General features: G+C 58.5%; 13 protein-coding genes and 1 pseudogene. 6 read left to right on the top strand and 8 right to left on the bottom strand.

What is annotated here, in order from left to right; genetic code table 11:
- Positions 1 to 171: 171 nt before the first annotated feature.
- The 3 genes from J2R76_RS18420 to J2R76_RS18410 form a co-directional block, all read right to left on the bottom strand.
- Positions 172 to 447 carry a hypothetical protein gene (locus J2R76_RS18420; protein ID WP_253624482.1) on the bottom strand — a complete coding sequence of 92 codons (276 nt, stop codon included), beginning with the start codon at positions 445 to 447 and terminating at the stop codon, positions 172 to 174.
- 205 nt (positions 448 to 652) lie between these two features.
- Positions 653 to 1,396 (bottom strand): phosphonate metabolism transcriptional regulator PhnF, encoded by a 744-nt coding sequence (gene phnF / locus J2R76_RS18415; protein WP_253624481.1) that lies wholly within the window; start codon positions 1,394 to 1,396, stop codon positions 653 to 655.
- A gap of 77 nt (positions 1,397 to 1,473) precedes the next feature.
- Positions 1,474 to 2,598, bottom strand: a complete 1,125-nt coding sequence (locus J2R76_RS18410) for a PLP-dependent aminotransferase family protein (RefSeq protein WP_253624480.1) — start codon at positions 2,596 to 2,598, stop codon at positions 1,474 to 1,476.
- 400 nt (positions 2,599 to 2,998) lie between these two features.
- On the opposite strand from J2R76_RS18410, the gene J2R76_RS18405 reads away from it, so the two are divergent.
- Positions 2,999 to 3,919 (top strand): branched-chain amino acid transaminase, encoded by a 921-nt coding sequence (locus J2R76_RS18405; RefSeq protein WP_253624479.1) that lies wholly within the window; start codon positions 2,999 to 3,001, stop codon positions 3,917 to 3,919.
- Between the two features lie 67 nt (positions 3,920 to 3,986).
- On the opposite strand, the gene J2R76_RS18400 is transcribed toward J2R76_RS18405, so the two are convergent.
- The 5 genes and pseudogenes from J2R76_RS18400 to J2R76_RS18380 form a co-directional block, all read right to left on the bottom strand.
- Complete coding sequence (locus J2R76_RS18400; RefSeq protein WP_253624478.1) at positions 3,987 to 4,904, bottom strand: branched-chain amino acid transaminase; 918 nt, start codon at positions 4,902 to 4,904, stop codon at positions 3,987 to 3,989.
- A gap of 202 nt (positions 4,905 to 5,106) precedes the next feature.
- On the bottom strand, positions 5,107 to 5,715 hold the full coding sequence (locus J2R76_RS18395; protein ID WP_253624477.1) for a CDP-alcohol phosphatidyltransferase family protein: 609 nt from the start codon (positions 5,713 to 5,715) through the stop codon (positions 5,107 to 5,109).
- Between the two features lie 7 nt (positions 5,716 to 5,722).
- Positions 5,723 to 6,514, bottom strand: coding sequence for a phosphocholine cytidylyltransferase family protein (locus J2R76_RS18390; RefSeq protein ID WP_253626032.1), 792 nt, complete (start codon positions 6,512 to 6,514; stop codon positions 5,723 to 5,725).
- Positions 6,515 to 6,980: 466 nt separating this feature from the next.
- On the bottom strand, positions 6,981 to 7,850 hold the full coding sequence (gene aepX / locus J2R76_RS18385; RefSeq protein ID WP_253626031.1) for a phosphoenolpyruvate mutase: 870 nt from the start codon (positions 7,848 to 7,850) through the stop codon (positions 6,981 to 6,983).
- Positions 7,851 to 8,294: 444 nt separating this feature from the next.
- Positions 8,295 to 9,373: pseudogene (locus J2R76_RS18380) on the bottom strand (IS630 family transposase).
- Between the two features lie 269 nt (positions 9,374 to 9,642).
- On the opposite strand from J2R76_RS18380, the gene J2R76_RS41015 reads away from it, so the two are divergent.
- The 5 genes from J2R76_RS41015 (at position 9,643) to J2R76_RS18360 (ending at position 15,436) form a co-directional block, all read left to right on the top strand.
- Entirely contained in the window at positions 9,643 to 9,834 is a 192-nt protein-coding gene (locus J2R76_RS41015) for a transcriptional regulator domain-containing protein (protein WP_375166503.1), read from the top strand.
- Positions 9,835 to 10,006: 172 nt separating this feature from the next.
- Positions 10,007 to 10,411, top strand: coding sequence for a DUF2285 domain-containing protein (locus tag J2R76_RS18375; RefSeq protein WP_309143541.1), 405 nt, complete (start codon positions 10,007 to 10,009; stop codon positions 10,409 to 10,411).
- 438 nt (positions 10,412 to 10,849) lie between these two features.
- Positions 10,850 to 12,670: a trehalose-6-phosphate synthase gene (locus J2R76_RS18370; protein ID WP_253624476.1), complete on the top strand. Its 1,821-nt coding sequence runs from the start codon at positions 10,850 to 10,852 to the stop codon at positions 12,668 to 12,670.
- Between the two features lie 113 nt (positions 12,671 to 12,783).
- A complete protein-coding gene (locus J2R76_RS18365) occupies positions 12,784 to 12,954 on the top strand; it encodes a hypothetical protein (protein ID WP_253624475.1) in 171 nt (56 codons plus the stop codon).
- 343 nt (positions 12,955 to 13,297) lie between these two features.
- Positions 13,298 to 15,436: a prolyl oligopeptidase family protein gene (locus tag J2R76_RS18360; protein WP_253624474.1), complete on the top strand. Its 2,139-nt coding sequence runs from the start codon at positions 13,298 to 13,300 to the stop codon at positions 15,434 to 15,436.
- Positions 15,437 to 15,926 lie beyond the last annotated feature (490 nt).

Below are 15,926 nucleotides of genomic sequence, written 5' to 3'. Positions count from 1 at the left end.
GAAGATCTCGCCATTTCGCGTCAAATGCGCAATGGTGGATTTGGCACCCGAGCACGCCTCTCGCAAGCGGACTAAACGCTTGCGAAGAGAGGCGCAACACAGCATCCGAACGCCGCGATGGATAGCGCTTCAATCCAGCGTAGCCGCTTTCATGCCATTGGAACGCTCATTCTACAACGGGATGGATTTGGCCTCGCCGCGGACATTGTCCAGTTTGTCGAGCGCGATAGGGGGATGTCGCAGCGGCGGCATTTTATTTGCCGCCAGGTCAGCAAACCTGCCAATGACGATGCTGTACTTAAGCCGCAGGCCGCGTTCCCAAATACTCGGTCCATTCCGCTTGCCTGGCATCTCGTCTTTCGTTCCATATCTGGCGAACCGTTGCTCGAAGCGAGCATCGCTCAGCGTGGGCTTGCTGATCTCGTTCTCGTTGCGCTTGGCCGACATGCTTCAACGGATTTGGCGAGCTTTATCGTCGAGCAAAATTTGCAGTGCGACCCAGGCGAAGTTCCTGATGATGTCGAGCGACTTGTCCTGGAGTCCGTTGGACGAGCGAACGCGAGGATGTCGCCGAGGCATTTAATCAACCTGCTTTCTCCAGCTCTCTGCGCGCGACGATATCCAACCGAGAGGGCAGCTGCCGGCGCAGCTGTCAGCCACCGAAGACAAATTCCACCCGGCTGGCGGCATAGGCGGTCTGACCGAAGGAGATCAGACGCTCTTCCGCGTCGACATTTATGACATCAGTCTGCAGCACATGCTCCGTCGTTGGGATCTTCAGTCGCTCGATTTCGATGGTCGTTGGCGGCCGCGATCGCATGCGAACAGATTTGCGGTGATAGTCCACTACTCCGAGCTTCTTCAGCACCGCCGAGGTGGACAAAATGGCATCGGCGGGCCGCGCCGCCTTTTCGAAAGCCTTATCTATGTTGGGAAGCAACCTTTCGGGGAAGTAACTTGGTCCGTAGCTGATCGGCACGCCATCAGCCTCACTCAATGTGGTCACTACGACGACACGCTCACCATCGCGGAGCCCAAGTGCAGCGCAAACCGGGGGCGAGGCGTCGGCTCGCTCGATCGAAATCAGTCTGCGGGAGGGCTTCTTTCGGTTCTCGAGGATGTTTTCCTCGAAGTACTTCCTGTTCTCGAAGTGATAGTTAATTGGGCCGCGGGAAACGAATGTCCCGCGGCCCTGCTCCATGCTGACTATGCCCTCGTTTTCGAGGTGCGACAGAGCGCGTAGCACGGTCAGGCGATTGACGCCGAATCTGGTTGCGATCGCCGGCGCTGAAGGCAGCCGCCCTCCGGGCGCTAGGGCGCCGCGGTTGATGTCGTCGACTAAGGAATCCACGATTCTCCGCCACATGCTGATCCCTTCCACCGTCCGTTTCACCATGTGCAGATGTGGTCTCCCAGATAGCGCCGAATTTGCCAGGACCTCGATGCCAACAGTCGTTGGCGTGATTCGCTAGATCATTTACGTTCGCCCGTAAGGCTCGGGTGCGCACCAACCTCGGCTGTAGTCTCGGCGATTGCCTTGAGACCGACGGTAAGCTCATCACGCGTTTCCGGAGACCCGAAGCAGACCCGCACAGCGTCGGGCACCGGACCACCATCGGTCACAAAAGGGGCCGCGTCGCCGGCGAGCACGCCCCGGGCCTTCAGCTGAGCGTGGAATGCCTCGCGCTGCCCATTTGGCAGCTTCAGCCATCCATGGATCGCGCCAGGCGGAGAGGCGAAGTCCAGGCCGGCAAGTGCGGAAATGGCCATGGCGTGGCGGCTGGCGGCCTCCGCGCGGACTGCCTCGAACAGCCGACTAGCCATGCCGCTTTCCATCCAATGTGAGACCACTGCAGCCGTGATCGGTGCCGCCATCCAGAAGGTGGAGCGTACCCCAGGCCAAAAGGCCCGCTTGGCTTCCGCGCCAGAAGGGGCGGCCACATAGGCGAACCGCAGCCCCACGGTGAAGCTCTTGCCGAGGCCCAGGATATACCAGCTGATGTCGGGCGCGAGCGCTGAGATCGGGGGCGGTGCGTCTTCAGGCAAAGCGCTATAGATGTCGTCCTCCACGATCGCAATGTTATGGCGCCGGGCAATTTCAATGATCTCCTGTCGGCGGGAGAGCGGCATGACGACGGTCGTGGGATTCTGCAACGTGGCCAGGCAATACAAGGCTTTGGGCTTGAACCGGCGGCAGGCCTCGTCAAGTGCGGCGGGTACCATGCCGTCCACGTCGCAGGCCACGGATTCGGTGCGAAATCCATACTGCCGGGCGATCGCTGGGACCGCGGGATAGGTGAGTGGCTCGGTGAGGAGGGTCTCGCCGGGGCGCATGATGGCGGGATAAATCATGTTCATTGCACTGAGCGTGCCATTGGTAAGCACAACCCGCTCCGGAGCCGGCGCCTTGCCTAGGCGACGTGCCAGCCATTCCCCACCTTGGATGCGATCTCTTTCCGTCCCCATGAAACGATGGGTGCGCGTCAGGGCGGTGAAGTCCGTCTCAACGAGAAGGTCGGTCAGCGCCGCTCGGAACGCCTGGTTGGTTTCTGGAACAGGTGGCGGAAGGTTGCGGCTGAGATCGGCGACGACAGTCATGCGGGCTCCAAGGGTCTGAAGGAAATTCGGACATTCAGCCTAGCTGATAATGATCTATATCACTAGACCTTTTGGCGAAGACCCCCTATGGTCTGGGAGTTGACTGGGGAACGGCAGGCGTGGCGGGCAGCTCAAAGATGAATGGGGACGGGCATTGGGAAGTCATGGCCCAAAAGGCGAGTGAACGCCGCCGGGGCTGCAGATGTGATCGTACTAAGCCATCACGAGTTCGCTTCGATAATCCGCTCTGTGCTCGTGTCATCGACGTAGCGGCGCTCCAGCGTTCGGGAAGCTTGGCTCAAGGGCGAGATCGTCTCATTGGGATTTCCTCTGCCTGCGGCAAATAGCCGGCAAAGCGGATCGAGGCCGGCTTCCTATCAACATTCCTTAAGGAGAGAACATGACCCTGCCTGCGCCATACGCATCGCTGAACGGAAGGATCGTTTCCTGGCCGGAGGCCACAATGCATATCTTCAGCCCGGCCGCAAAATACGGCCTCGGAGTCTTTGAGGGGGTGCGGGCCTACTGGAGCGAGCAGCAGGGCCGTCTCCTCCTATTCCGAATGGAAGACCACATGCGGCGCTTGGCCTACAGTCACAAGGCTGTACGCTTCGACACTCCCTTCACCGCCGCGGAACTGACAAAGCAGACTGCCGACCTGCTCAGGGCCTGCGGCTATCGAGAGAGCACCCACCTGCGGATCATGAGTTACCTGAACGGTCAGGGAGACATGACAGTAACAGGGCCGATCGGCACCGCTATCACGGCGCTGGCTCGGCCGGTGCCCAAGGCGGTGCTCGATGGTGTCCAGGCTCAAGTGAGCTCCTGGGTGCGGATTCCGGATCGGGCCATGCCAGCCCGCATCAAAGCTAACGCCAACTACCACAACTCAAGATTGGCTCACATGCAGGCCGTTGCAGACGGCTACCAGCAGGCCCTGCTGCTAAACGAGCAGGGCAATTTGGCCGAGGCCCCGACGTCAACGCCTTTCATCGTCCGCAATGGCGTGGTGGTGACACCGCCGCTTTGCGAAGACGTGCTGGAAAGTATCACCCGCGATACGATCCTCAAGCTCGCGCGCGAAAGCCTCGGCCTACCGGTGGAGCAGCGGGTTGTGAACCGCTCAGAACTATATGCGGCCGACGAGGCCTTCCTTGTGGGGACGGGAGCGGAGGTGACGCCGATTCTCGGCATCGACCGGCTTCCAGTGGGCGATGGCAAGCCCGGGCCGGTTGTACGAGCATTACAGGCGGCCTACTTCGATCTTGTCCACGGGCGTACAAATCTCTGGCCGAATTGGCTCACGCCCGTCGAGATTTAGCACGGCATCTGCCGCGCCTCCGCGAGGATCCTTCCAGGTCGTTAAAGAAGCGTCTGAACACATGCCATCAAAAGACGGGAGTTCGCCACGAGGCATATGCGCCATTCATGCCCGTGGCGACCGCCTTATAGACCTCCATTAATCGTTGCGTTTTGATTCCAGGTTGACCGTTCCCAACAGGTATGCGGTCGACTGATGTCACCGGCATAATTTCGGCACCAGTGCCGCAATGGAATACTTCGTCGGCGAGGATCAGTTCGGTTCGATCGACATCGCGCTCAACCGTCAGTAGCCCAAAATGGCTGCGGGCTAATTCGATCACGGTCCGGCGTGTAATCGATTCTAGTATGTCATTGGTCCCGCTCGGCGTAATCAACTGATCATCGCGAACCATGAACACGCACGTCGCAGGTGCCTCGGCCAGCTTTCCTCTCGTGTTGAGGAGGAAAGCGACATCGTAACCATCCCGCTGAGCCTGCATGGTTGCCAATCGAGCGTTATGATAGTTTGCGTTAGCCTTGATGCGCGCGGGCATCACATTGTCTGGCATGCGCATCCAAGAACTAATCTGAGCAGAGGCGCCTTGGATCGATCCCTGAGCGGACTGCCGCGGCAGCGCAGTGATCGCGATTCCTACGGGACCTGTTGCCCCTATGTCGCCGGTCCCGTCTATGAAAGCCATCATCCGGATATGCACCGTCGTACAAAACGCGTTTGCGCGACATAAGCTAACGAGCGCCTCGGTCAACTCTTCTTGGGATGGCCCCAGGTCGAACCGCATTGCCTTTCGCGAGAACGCAAATCGATCAAGGTGTTCTGCGAGGCGGAAGAGATGCATTTGCTCTGCATCTTCATTCCAATAGCCGCGGATTCCTTCGAAAACACCTATGCCATACTTCGTCACAGGTGCGAATACGTGCACCTTGGCATCATTCCAGGGAACGATTTGGCCATTAAGATATGCAAATTGTGCGGTCGAATCCATCTTCACCTATGACGAATAAGAGCTGTCGATACTTGGGTCGCCTGATCAGCAAGTCGGTCACCACCTCGCCATCGTCGATCGCGCGGCGAGCCGTCAGCGACCTCCTGTTACCCTTGCTGATATGCAGACAGGAGTGATGCGCATAGCTTTGCTCTCCTTGGTTCTGCGGAGCGTGGGTGTGTAGGCTTCGGCTCGGACCGGCCTATTCAAGAGGCCTTAATGCGAGGATAGCCGACGCGACTATGGCGAAGATGGTGATCGCGGCGTACATAGCCGGAGCCGGCGATGGCACCCGGATCGACGAGACATGCAATCCCGCAAGCAGGAGAAAAATGATGAGCGTGACGGTTACGAATAGTTCGCTCGGAAGAAGCGGTCGGACAACAAAAGCGGCAGCCATTATCGGAACATCATATGAGAGCGGCACCCCTAAGAAACGCCCATCGGCTGATTTGCCGAAGTTCGCAAAGTAGCTGAGCCTAATTGCCCCTGCGGCGAGTAGCGCAGTTGCGGTCACCAAGGCGAGAACGGAAGCGCGGCTGAGTTGAATTACAATTGCGGCGGGCAAAACAGCACCGTAGATAATGTCAGCAAATCCGTCGAGGCTCTTTCCCATCTTTGCAACATCCGGGTGGCGATGCTTTGTGCGAGCTGCCACGATCCCGTCGAGGTGATCGCATAGGACGGCCCAAAGTGCCGCGGCTATCGACAGTTCAAGACGACCTGAAAGAGCAAGAAATAGACTGGCGGACGAAAGAAGAAGGCCGCCAGTTGTTATGGCGTTCGCTGGATCCCAGAGATATCTAAGCATTTGACTTTCACTTTCTGCGGGTCATGCCTTGAGGCTGCGCTCCTCTGAAAATGCGCTCTGCGATCTGCAGATCTTCAGGAGTATCGATTTCGTACCACTTGAGGTGATCGCATCGGGCCGTTGCCAGCTGCAGACCACGCAGTTCGACAAGATAAGAAAGAAGCTCCTCTGTGTAGGCTTGGGTCGCTCCGGACCCAATGATCTCGTCCAGCGCTGGAACGATCGTCTCCTTGAGAGTCGCTGCTGAAAGTCTCAACAGGTTCATCACCTTGAAAAGCCTTGGCCCATTCGCGACCAGGTTGGCTCCGGTTTGCTTCATCCGGAACTCCGAGATGAGGCCGCTATCCGACAACAGAACTGCCGACCCTTCCATCAATTCATCGAAAGGAACGATTGCAGCCACGTTGTTCGCCTGGCTCAGCAGTAAATAACGTAGCGCATCCTCTTCGAAAATGACGTCGCCCTCGAGGAGAAAACAGTCTCCGGAAAGCAGCGCGTCTCGCGCGAGCCATAGCGAATAGGCACTGCCGGTACGGTCGAAGGCTGACGAGTCCACATAGTTGATCCCAAGCGTACCGAAGCGGCGACCGCACGCGTATTGAATAGCGTCCTTGCGGTAACCAACCACGAGCGTCACCTCTTCGACGCCAACTGCTTCCAAGTTGCGGAGCGCATTGTGGAGGATTGGCGCGCCATTGACTTCGACCAAGGGCTTCGGCCGTAGATCCGTCAGCGGTCGAAGGCGAGAGCCGACGCCGGCGGCGAGGATGACGGCGTTCTTGGGTGCATTGATAGCCATTTGAATAGCTTTAGTTTCCAAGGATCTCGTCTTTGTTCAGGCCATCACCAATGCGACGCGCTATGTCAGGCCGCTCCAGCCGGTGATAGCAATGGACGCTGGCCCCCGCCGCCATGGGCGCTTTCGCTCGATCCAAGATGCTGTAGGAGGTTGCGGTTGCGGCGCAACGCCTAGGAGATCTTCCGGAGGCACGCAAAATTCAGCTGGGACGAAATATTGTCCGTGTCGGCCGGCTCAGCGCGCTCGTAGATCTCAGTAGGTTCTTCCGCCCGGTGAAGGGATCGGGGCGGGGCATCGCAGCGGTGCATAGGTCAGCCTGGTAAGAACTTTCGTGCCGCTTGATGGTATTTCCAACACCGGGACTGTTAACGAGCACGTCGCCGGACGGTGAAGCGGAATGCTGTAGCGGAGCAGATGGTTGCATGTCGGCAGTCCTTAGGAGTGTCTATGCAATGCGCGAAGAAAGTTATTGCCGGACGTCGCCAGAATGCAGATATCGCGCTTCCGCCTCGGCGAGTTCTTTGTACTTAAACAGCTCGAAGAGCTCGTCGAGTGTTGCGATATTGGGCTCAATGCTCGCAGGGCTTTCCTCGGCGAAGATGCGATCGCAGACCTGCCGCATTGCTGCTATTGCAGCTCGCACGGAGTGGTTGGCCCAGATCACTGTAGAAATGTGGGCTTCGCGATAGGCAGACACCGGAGTTCGATAGTATTTCGTTGGAACAATCACGACCGGCAGCCTGTTCTGCCAGGCGCGCATGAACGCGAGGATCTCGTCCGCTGCGGTTCGTCGCGAATGAATGAGGATCGCATCGGCCCCTGCATCGGCGTAAGCGTGCGCGCGCGAAATTGCTTCTTCCATTCCTTGCCCGGCGATTAATGCCTCGATGCGGGCCACGAGGATGAGATCGTCCGAGACCGTGTCCTTTACAGCGCGCAAGCGGCCCGAGAATTCATCGATGTCGGCAAGAGGATGCCGATCACCAACAAATGAATTCGTCTTCGGAAAACAGCTGTCTTCCAGCGCGACGCCCGCAGCGCCGCGTTGATGGAGTTTGCGCGCCAACAGGCGAGCGTTATTGAAGTTGCCGAAGCCGCCGTCCCCGTCAACCAGGACCGGAAGTTGGCTGGTCTCCACAATCCGCTCCACGGCATCGACAAGCTGACTCCATGATGCTTCGTTGGTGTCGCGATATCCCAGAGAGGAAGCTATCGACAGACCGGATGCCCAGAGACCCTTGAAACCTGCGCGCTCAGCGATTGCGGCTGAGAGGCCATCATGCGCTTCCATGAGAAATGAAAGTTCGCTGCTGCAGCAGACCTGAGCGCGCAGCAATTCTGCAGACGAGGAATCCGCGGACTGAACGGAGCCTTTGGCGAGGACAGATAGTGATTGTTCTTGCATGCCGATTCCTTGTGCACCTGACCGGCCGACGTTCGTTAATGAAGGTGACATGCGTCTGTCATCTCGATCAATCACGAGCCTTGGGAGTTGACTTGAGCTCAAATTGCTGAATCTCGCCGTAAGCTGTGTGGCTAACGCTGGTCACGCTAGGCGATCACAGATGGCTGCTCGAGCGACGATGATCTGGCAATCCTCTCCAACGATCTGGAGAGTCTGCGTGTGCGGTTAACCTGAATTCCGCCACCTTCGGTTTATTAGGCGGTCGGATAACGAGAGTGGCGAATCGCCCTCAGAGCCGGGTTGGGGAAGCCCAGTTCGCCAGCATAGAGTCTGGTAGCGGTAGCGACAGTGTGATCGCCGGGCAGGACGCGCCGGCTAGTGGATCGAATCTAACAGTTGATGCCCTCGTTTGACGGCGGCGACGATTTTGTCCGGGTCTGCGGTCCATTTGAAGGGTTTTGCGTCATTGTTGGCCTCGTCGAGGAAACGGTTGATGGCGGCCTTGAGCTCGCGGACGGATCGGAAGACGCCGCGCTTGAGGCGTCGCCGTGAGAGCTTGGCGAAGAAGCCCTCGACGGCGTTGAGCCACGAGGACGAGGTGGGCGTGAAATGGAAGGTGAAGCGCGGATGGCGATCGAGCCATTTGTAGACCTTCGGGTGCTTATCGGTCGCATAGTTGTCGAGGATGACGTGGACGGCCTTGTTGGCGGGAACTTGCGTCTCGATCTGGTTGAGGAAGCGGATAAACTCCTGATGCCGATGCTTCTGCATGCAGCGCCCGATGACCTTGCCTTCGAGGACGTCGAAGGCGGCGAACAGCGTGGTGGTGCCGTTGCGCTTGTAATCGTGCGTCATGGTGGCGGCGCGCCCCTTCTTCAGCGGCAGGCCCGGCTGGGTGCGGTCGAGGGCCTGGATTTGGCTCTTCTCGTCGACCGAGAGCACGATGGCATGCTCGGGTGGATCGACATAAAGCCTGACCACGTCATGCAGCTTGTCGACGAAGTTGGGATCATTGGAGAGCTTGAACTGCCGGACACGATGCGGTTGCAGCCCGTGTGCGCGCCAGATGCGCTGCACCGAGCTGGCACTGATACCGGCCGCCTTCGCCATCATGGTTGCGGTCCAGTGAGTGGTCTCGGCTGGCGGATCGGTTTGCGTGAGAGCCACCACGCGTGCCGCAACTTCCGTTCCGAGCGGTGCAATACGCGAGGGACGCGTCTTGTCGCGCAGAAGGCCGTCGAAGCCTTCCTGCATGAAGCGCTCCTGCCAGCGCCAGACGCAGGTCTTGGACTTCCCGGTCCGCCGCCTGATCTCGTTGGTGCCGACCCGGCGGCGCTCAACAACACAATCTCGGCCCGCCAAACCTGCTTCTGTGGGGCATTGCGATCCCGCAAGAGCGCCTCCAGCCGGTGGCGATCAGACAGACTAACCTTGATGGAAATGCCGGTGCGCATGCGTCAGCGTCGCATGCAATCGGCTCCGACGGAATCCCTTCCGAGATTCAAATGTCAGATTTGATCCACTAGCGTGATCTGGTGCGTGGCGGCCGCCGAGTAGTGAACGGTGAGCATCTGAACAGATCAGATTTTCTTTCAATCGAAAAACTCGATCGTTCCATCGCGGAAGTGCGCCAACATTGAATTACAGCAAGAGCACAGCCATAAATCGTCACAAGTTGCGGTTTCCTTTGCGTGCGTTCAAAATATGCGAGGAAATAGTTGCGATGCCAGGTGCGGACTGGAGATCAGAGAGCGCATACCGCGAGGTCAAGAAGGCCGAAACGGTCGACCTAGCCTGGGAGTGGCTACGGCGCGATTGCGAATATCAAAAGGACTACAGGGCCCTGGTGAGCAGCAAACAATCGCGCGCGACAGACGCTTTCCGAAGAAAGTGGGGGCTGACGTTTCCCGGCTGATCCGCAGAAGGCGTTCGACGAACAAGCTGTTTTCTGGGCACCTGAGGCGCTGTCGACCATCCTAGCCGTCCGCCAGGCCCTCTGCTCGACGGCCTCCAAAAAGTATGAGCTTGATTTCGCCAATCTCGCGGGCCGCGACCTTCGTGAGGCTCCAGATGGATGGCATGCTATCGTGCCACTCGGCGGAGTGAGGCATCGTCTTTGGCTAAGAAAATTTCTACCCGGCGGCTCGTTGGTTGCCGTTGACCTGCCGCTAGATCGCAACTTCGATATCCGTTTGCAGGCAGCACATCAATTTTGGCTGGCGCTCGAACAGCGCCCGGTTGGACGGCCTCCTCTCACTCAATCGGTTACGTCGCGGCATCGGCACGTCCTCGCTTTGCGTGGCGTGGACGGGTGGCTGGAAGGGAATAGCTATCGTAAAATCGCGCAAGGCCTGTTTGGAGTTCATCGCATTCCCGATCGAGGGTGGAAGACACACGATCTGCGTAGCCGGACCATTCGCCTGGTCCAGATGGGGCTGCGTCTCATGCGGGGCGGCTATCGCGACTTGCTCCGGCGCAAGGTCAAAGATTAGGACGACATCTCCTGAGTGCTTTGCTGATCAGCTAACTGCACCTGTGGAGATTGTGACGCGGCAGATATTGTAGAGGTGATCGAGATGTCGGTTGGTGCGAAGGAACAATCTGGCAGAGAGCTTAAGGCGGTGCGCCGTGATCGTTAGTCGTCGGACATTCGCCGCTGTCGGATTTTCGACCCTCCTGTGCGGATACGCCGCCGTGCGTTCATCGAGGCGATGAACGCCAGGGGCGTCTCCCATCAAATCTGAACGTACCGACGCCTCATCCGCCACGATCGCGCTGCAGCCCTGTATTGGTGAACCAATGCGGCCATTTGGCTGGGTGACTGGTCAGCTTCCCGAAAGCTGGACCTGCCATCCTGGCGTCGTGGGGATATCGCTCGGGGCTGATCTGCGACTGAATCAAACGCAAACATCGTCAAACGGAGTTTTGAGATGGTTCGAATTCACGATGCGCTCGACACGGCAACATTGGCTTACGGCAGCGCATCAGGCGCTGCCCAGCAAGATGAAACCATAAACCAGCACGCTTTTGACCATCAGCTGGACGAGATACCGCCGGAGCCGGATGAACCAGCCGGCGCAGGTCGCACCCATTCTATTGCCTCGGACGAGGTGGCGAATGTGGTCAACCAGCAACCTGATTTGAAGCTGGTCGTCATTTCGAACCGCGGCGCAGAGTTCGATCCTAATAAACCCCAGGCCGGCGGGCTTGCTGCTGGGCTCGAGCCGGTCGTTGAACGCTCCGGCGCGGCTTGGATATTCTCATCGAAGGTCCGCGGCGACGGGAGTGACCGGCCCCTGCCACTCGAGGACATTGGTACAGGTCAGATCGCCAAGCTCGATCTACCGGCGGCGCATTTTGCCGGCTACTATCGGGATTATTCGAATTCGACGCTGTGGCCGGCATTGCACTCCCTGTCCGACCGGATGGCGCGCACCGAGAAGGGTTACGACAGCTATCGGCAGACGAACGATTTCATCGCGCGCGCGGCGTTCAACCTGCGGGATCGGGATGCATTCTGGGTGCATGATTATCATTTATTTCCGCTCGGCGCCGAGCTGCACAAGCTCGGCATTGAGCGGCCAACCGGCTTTTTCCTGCACACGCCGTGGCCGGCGCCCGACATGATAGCGCGGGTAGCCAACCATCGCGAGCTGATGAAATCGATGCTGGACTACGATCTGCTGGGCTTTCAGACGAATCGGGACCTGAACAATTTCGTGGCCTGCCTGCAAACCCATTTTGGATTGGAGAGCAGGGATGGTGTCGTGACCACGGCGCGAGGCCAGACGCGACTTCAAAAATTTCCGATCGGGATCGATCCGAGGCAGTTCGCAGAGTATCTCGCTGCGGACCTCTCTCCTGCAGAGCAAGAGAAAGTCTCGTCATTATTGCAAACCTTCGAGGGATCCAAGTTTGCGATCGGCGTGGACCGGCTCGATTACACCAAGGGTATCGACAAGCGGGTCGAAGGGCTCAATCAGCATCTAAGGACAGAGCCCCACAGCATCTCGCTATTGCAGATCGCGCCGCCCTCACGCGACGACGTCGAGGAGTATCAAAACTACAGAGCTGACGTGGTGAGCGCTATCGACCACGTCAATGCCGAGCATGGCACAAGCGAGTGGAAGCCTATCCACTTCAGGAATGAGCCCTTCAGCCAGGCGGCACTCGCCCGTCTTTACCGCGCCGCCCATGTCGGCATCGTGACCCCGTTGCGCGACGGCATGAATCTTGTGGCGAAAGAATATGTCGCGGCACAAGACCCGAAGGATCCCGGCGTGCTGGTCCTATCCAAGTTTGCGGGCGCAGCTGAAGACTTCAACGAGAACGATGCACTTCTGGTGGATCCAAACCACCCTGAAGAGATCGCAGCTGCTATTTCGAAGGCGACCCACATGCCGCTTGAGGAGCGTGTCACCCGCTGGCGCTCGATGATGGACAAGATTGAATCCTATACCATCCACGACTGGGCGGCGGACTATGTTAGCGAACTGGACAAAAGCCGCGTCACTGTTCCGGCTGATCAGTTCCACCATCTCGGTCTTGGCTGGACCAACGAAGCCCAAATGCCGCTGTACCAGAATTATGCCACGGCTTTGACTGCTTTCAACGAGGTCGACCCCGCTGATGCCGCCTTGAGGGAGGCCGCCTATGCAGATGTTAAGTCAAACTTTGAGGCGCTGGCGGCTCCACTGATGCATACGCAGGACAGACTCTGGGTCCTGCCGGCACCGGACAGCTTGCCCTAGTTCTGGTCGCCGAACAATCCGGTGCCGAGGAGGACTGACGGGGCGAACAGCACACGGCGAATTGCGCTTCTGTAGCAGGCGAGAGGCACAATACAGGTCTGACGGCTGGCGCGGTGCTTTCGGCCCGCGCTGGCCCGCATGATGAACGGAACGCCTCAGCGGATCCTTACAATCACGAATCGGAGATCGCCCTGCGCACTGCCCTCAGCTTGATCGCGATCTGGCTGCTGATCAACGTGCTGCTCTATGACATGCTGACGCGCGTCGACAAGTCTGCCCGATGACCCACCTCGGAAGATTATACGTCGCATTTGGAGGTAAGCGTTCCGATGGCCGGCGGCCGCGGTCCTCTGTTCCGGTACTTGGCCACAAAAGATCTGATGGTGCTGTCTGACACTCGGTCTTGCCGACATCACGCCTGTCTGCTTGGCAACCAATGTCGGCAAGCGGACATCGTCGTGCAGCCCTAAGCGGCTGAAACTTGCGGTGCTGTGGTCGGCATGCAGCTTGCAGTGAAGGGTTCGCGAGGGAGCGCGAGCCGAGCCATGTCATGTATTGCGTACTTTCTGCGGCTTCGGCTTGACGCGCAGGCCAGCGTGGCCGCTCGACCTCAGCCGGAGCAAGTCCATGAACACGTCAGTCCTCTCCGCAGCGTTGCTTTCGATTGCCTGCTTCACCGCCATTGCGCTTTCACAGGAGCGTTCGCTTTCACAGGAGCGAAAGGCTGCGATGATCACTGACGATCCATTCCTCTGGCTCGAGGAAATCGAAGGACAAGACGCGTTGGCTTGGGCCCGCGCCGAGAACGAGAAGACACTCGGCGTGCTCCAGGCAGATCCCCGCTATCAGCGTTTCTACGAACAAGCGCTCACCATCTTGCAGGCCAAGGATCGAATTCCATACGTTTCCTTGGGACGTCGCGGGTTGCAGAACTTTTGGAAAGACGAGGACCATGTGCGCGGCATCTGGCGGCGCACCACGCTTGAAAGCTACCGTCGCCAAGACCCACAGTGGGAAACCATCCTTGACGTGGACGCTTTGGCCGTTGCCGAGAACGAGAACTGGATCTTTCAAGGCGCGAGCTGCCTTGCGCCTGAAGAGCGTCTCTGCCTGATCAGTCTGTCCGATGGCGGCAAGGATGCCGCGTCCATACGCGAGTTCGACTGCAAGGCCAAGACCTTCGTTGCGAACGGCTTTTATCTTCCAGAGGGCAAGCAGAGCGTCAGCTGGGTCGATCGTGACACGCTCCTTGTTGCAAGGGACTGGGGCGAGGGCACTTTGACGCAGGCCGGCTACCCGTTCGTGGTGAAGGAGCTCAAACGCGCTCAGCCGCTCAGCGAGGCGCGCGAGGTCTTTCGCGGCGAGCCTGGCGATGTTCGGGCGGTGCCTTTGGTACTTCGAGACAGTGAAGGTCATGTTCATGCGACGGGGGCCATTCGTGCGATCGGGTTTTTCGAGCATGAGTACGTGCTCTTCCGCCCCGATGGGCCCGTCAAACTCAATCTGCCAAAGAAAGCGGAGATCGTAGGCCTCGTGAGTCATCGCTTGCTTGTGAAACTTGACGAGGAGTGGGCGCCGTCGGGTGATGTCAACTTTAGTGCCGGCTCGCTGATTTCGTATGACCTGACCGAATGGAAAGCGGATCCGCTGCGCGCCAAAGCCTCGCTTGTCTTCAAGCCTGGGCCTCGTCAGGCGCTGAGCGGGCTTAGTTTCACGAAGAACCTGTTGATCCTGACGATCCTGGACAACGTTCAAAGCAAAGCGTTCGTTTACAAGTACGATAAGGGAGCCTGGTCGGCGACGCCGATCCCGCTGCCGGAACATACCAATGTAGGTGTGACAGCCGCTTCCGACGAGGCGGACCAGGCCATGTTCGCCGTCTCAAGCTATCTCAGGCCAACGTCGGTCTGGTATTTTGATGCCAAAACTCAAAAACTCGAGCAATTGAAGACAACACCTACTGCCTTCGATGCGTCTAAGCATGTCGTAGAGCAATTCGAAGCGACTTCGCGTGATGGCACGTTAATTCCTTATTCCTTGGTGCGACCGAAGAATGCAAGGTTTGACGGCGCCATTCCGACCCTTCTTTATGGCTATGGCGGATTCCAGGCGTCGCTTCTGCCCTCTTATCTAGGCCCTGTGGGGCGGCTCTGGCTCGAACAGGGCAATGCCTATGTCGTTGCAAATCTGCGAGGGGGCGGCGAGTTTGGCCCGCAATGGCATCAAGCAGCCCAGCGGGCGGCGAAGCAGACGACGTGGGATGATTTCATTGCTGTTGCCGAGGACCTGATCCGCCGCAAGATCACAAGTCCGCGCCGGCTCGGCGTCATTGGCGGCAGCCAGGGCGGGCTACTCGTTGGCACCGCAATCACCCAACGTCCCGAGCTCTTCAACGCGGCGATCATTCAGGTGCCGCTGTTTGACATGCTTCGATACACCAAATTGGGTGCCGGCGCCTCCTGGATCGGCGAGTACGGGGATCCCGCTTTTCCCGAGCAGCGCGCGTGGATCGAAGGCTACTCGCCCTATCAGAAACTGGTGCCGGGCAAGCCATACCCCGCGCCATTAATTCTGACCTCCACCAAGGACGATCGCGTGCATCCCGCGCACGGCCGCAAGGCTGCAGCAAAGCTCGCCGCCCTGGGCCAACCTTACTTCTATTACGAGAACATCGATGGGGGGCACAGCGCGGCGGCCAACCTCATCGAAACGGCGCGTCGACTAGCCCTTGAATACACCTACGCATCGAGGCGGCTTTTGTTCTGAATGAGCCGGCGGACGGGTCAATCGAACCAGGCTCCAGACCTTTCATGATCCCTACCACATCCGCCAGCTAAATCATTGAAGCGAGATGCAAGGCGATACACAGAATCAGCCAATCGACAGGCAAGATGCTGCAGATTTCAAGGGGAACTGGACGAATCCCGACAGCGCTAGAGGTGTTCGAACACAAGCCCGCAATGCCTAGTTCGTCATGCAATATGGCTGGCCAGGCCCATCCCCATGAAGGACCGTAGTTTTGCTGAGCCGGATTGGCCCATGCGTAGCTATTCCAAACCTAAAGCTCCGTCCTGGCTTTTCTGGAGAAATCGCGTAGCGATGAACCCTGCACCGAATGGTCTCAAATCCAACTGTGCCTCAGGGAACCCAAGATTCGAAGGTTTGTGTACCTGGATCGATATCTGGTCCTGCGGGTGGGGTAGGGAGCCAGGTCGTTGAGTTCGCCGTGACAGGCTGACCCGAAAGAAGTCTCAGT

It is taken from the genome of Bradyrhizobium sp. USDA 4532 (assembly GCF_024171315.1).
Classification (GTDB): Bacteria; Pseudomonadota; Alphaproteobacteria; order Rhizobiales; family Xanthobacteraceae; genus Bradyrhizobium; species Bradyrhizobium australafricanum.
Note: the sequence above shows the minus strand (reverse complement) of the source record. Positions and strands in the feature narration are given on the sequence as shown.

What these genes read in the sequence shown, in the direction of transcription:
- J2R76_RS18420 (WP_253624482.1), bottom strand. Translation starts at nt 447, where the DNA reads ATGTCGGCCAAGCGCAACGAGAACGAGATCAGCAAGCCCACGCTGAGC.
- J2R76_RS18400 (WP_253624478.1), bottom strand. Translation starts at nt 4,904, where the DNA reads ATGGATTCGACCGCACAATTTGCATATCTTAATGGCCAAATCGTTCCC.
- J2R76_RS18410 (WP_253624480.1), bottom strand. Translation starts at nt 2,598, where the DNA reads ATGACTGTCGTCGCCGATCTCAGCCGCAACCTTCCGCCACCTGTTCCA.
- J2R76_RS18395 (WP_253624477.1), bottom strand. Translation starts at nt 5,715, where the DNA reads ATGCTTAGATATCTCTGGGATCCAGCGAACGCCATAACAACTGGCGGC.
- J2R76_RS18390 (WP_253626032.1), bottom strand. Translation starts at nt 6,514, where the DNA reads ATGGCTATCAATGCACCCAAGAACGCCGTCATCCTCGCCGCCGGCGTC.
- J2R76_RS18360 (WP_253624474.1), top strand. Translation starts at nt 13,298, where the DNA reads ATGAACACGTCAGTCCTCTCCGCAGCGTTGCTTTCGATTGCCTGCTTC.
- phnF (WP_253624481.1), bottom strand. Translation starts at nt 1,396, where the DNA reads ATGGTGAAACGGACGGTGGAAGGGATCAGCATGTGGCGGAGAATCGTG.
- J2R76_RS18370 (WP_253624476.1), top strand. Translation starts at nt 10,850, where the DNA reads ATGGTTCGAATTCACGATGCGCTCGACACGGCAACATTGGCTTACGGC.
- J2R76_RS18405 (WP_253624479.1), top strand. Translation starts at nt 2,999, where the DNA reads ATGACCCTGCCTGCGCCATACGCATCGCTGAACGGAAGGATCGTTTCC.
- J2R76_RS41015 (WP_375166503.1), top strand. Translation starts at nt 9,643, where the DNA reads ATGCCAGGTGCGGACTGGAGATCAGAGAGCGCATACCGCGAGGTCAAG.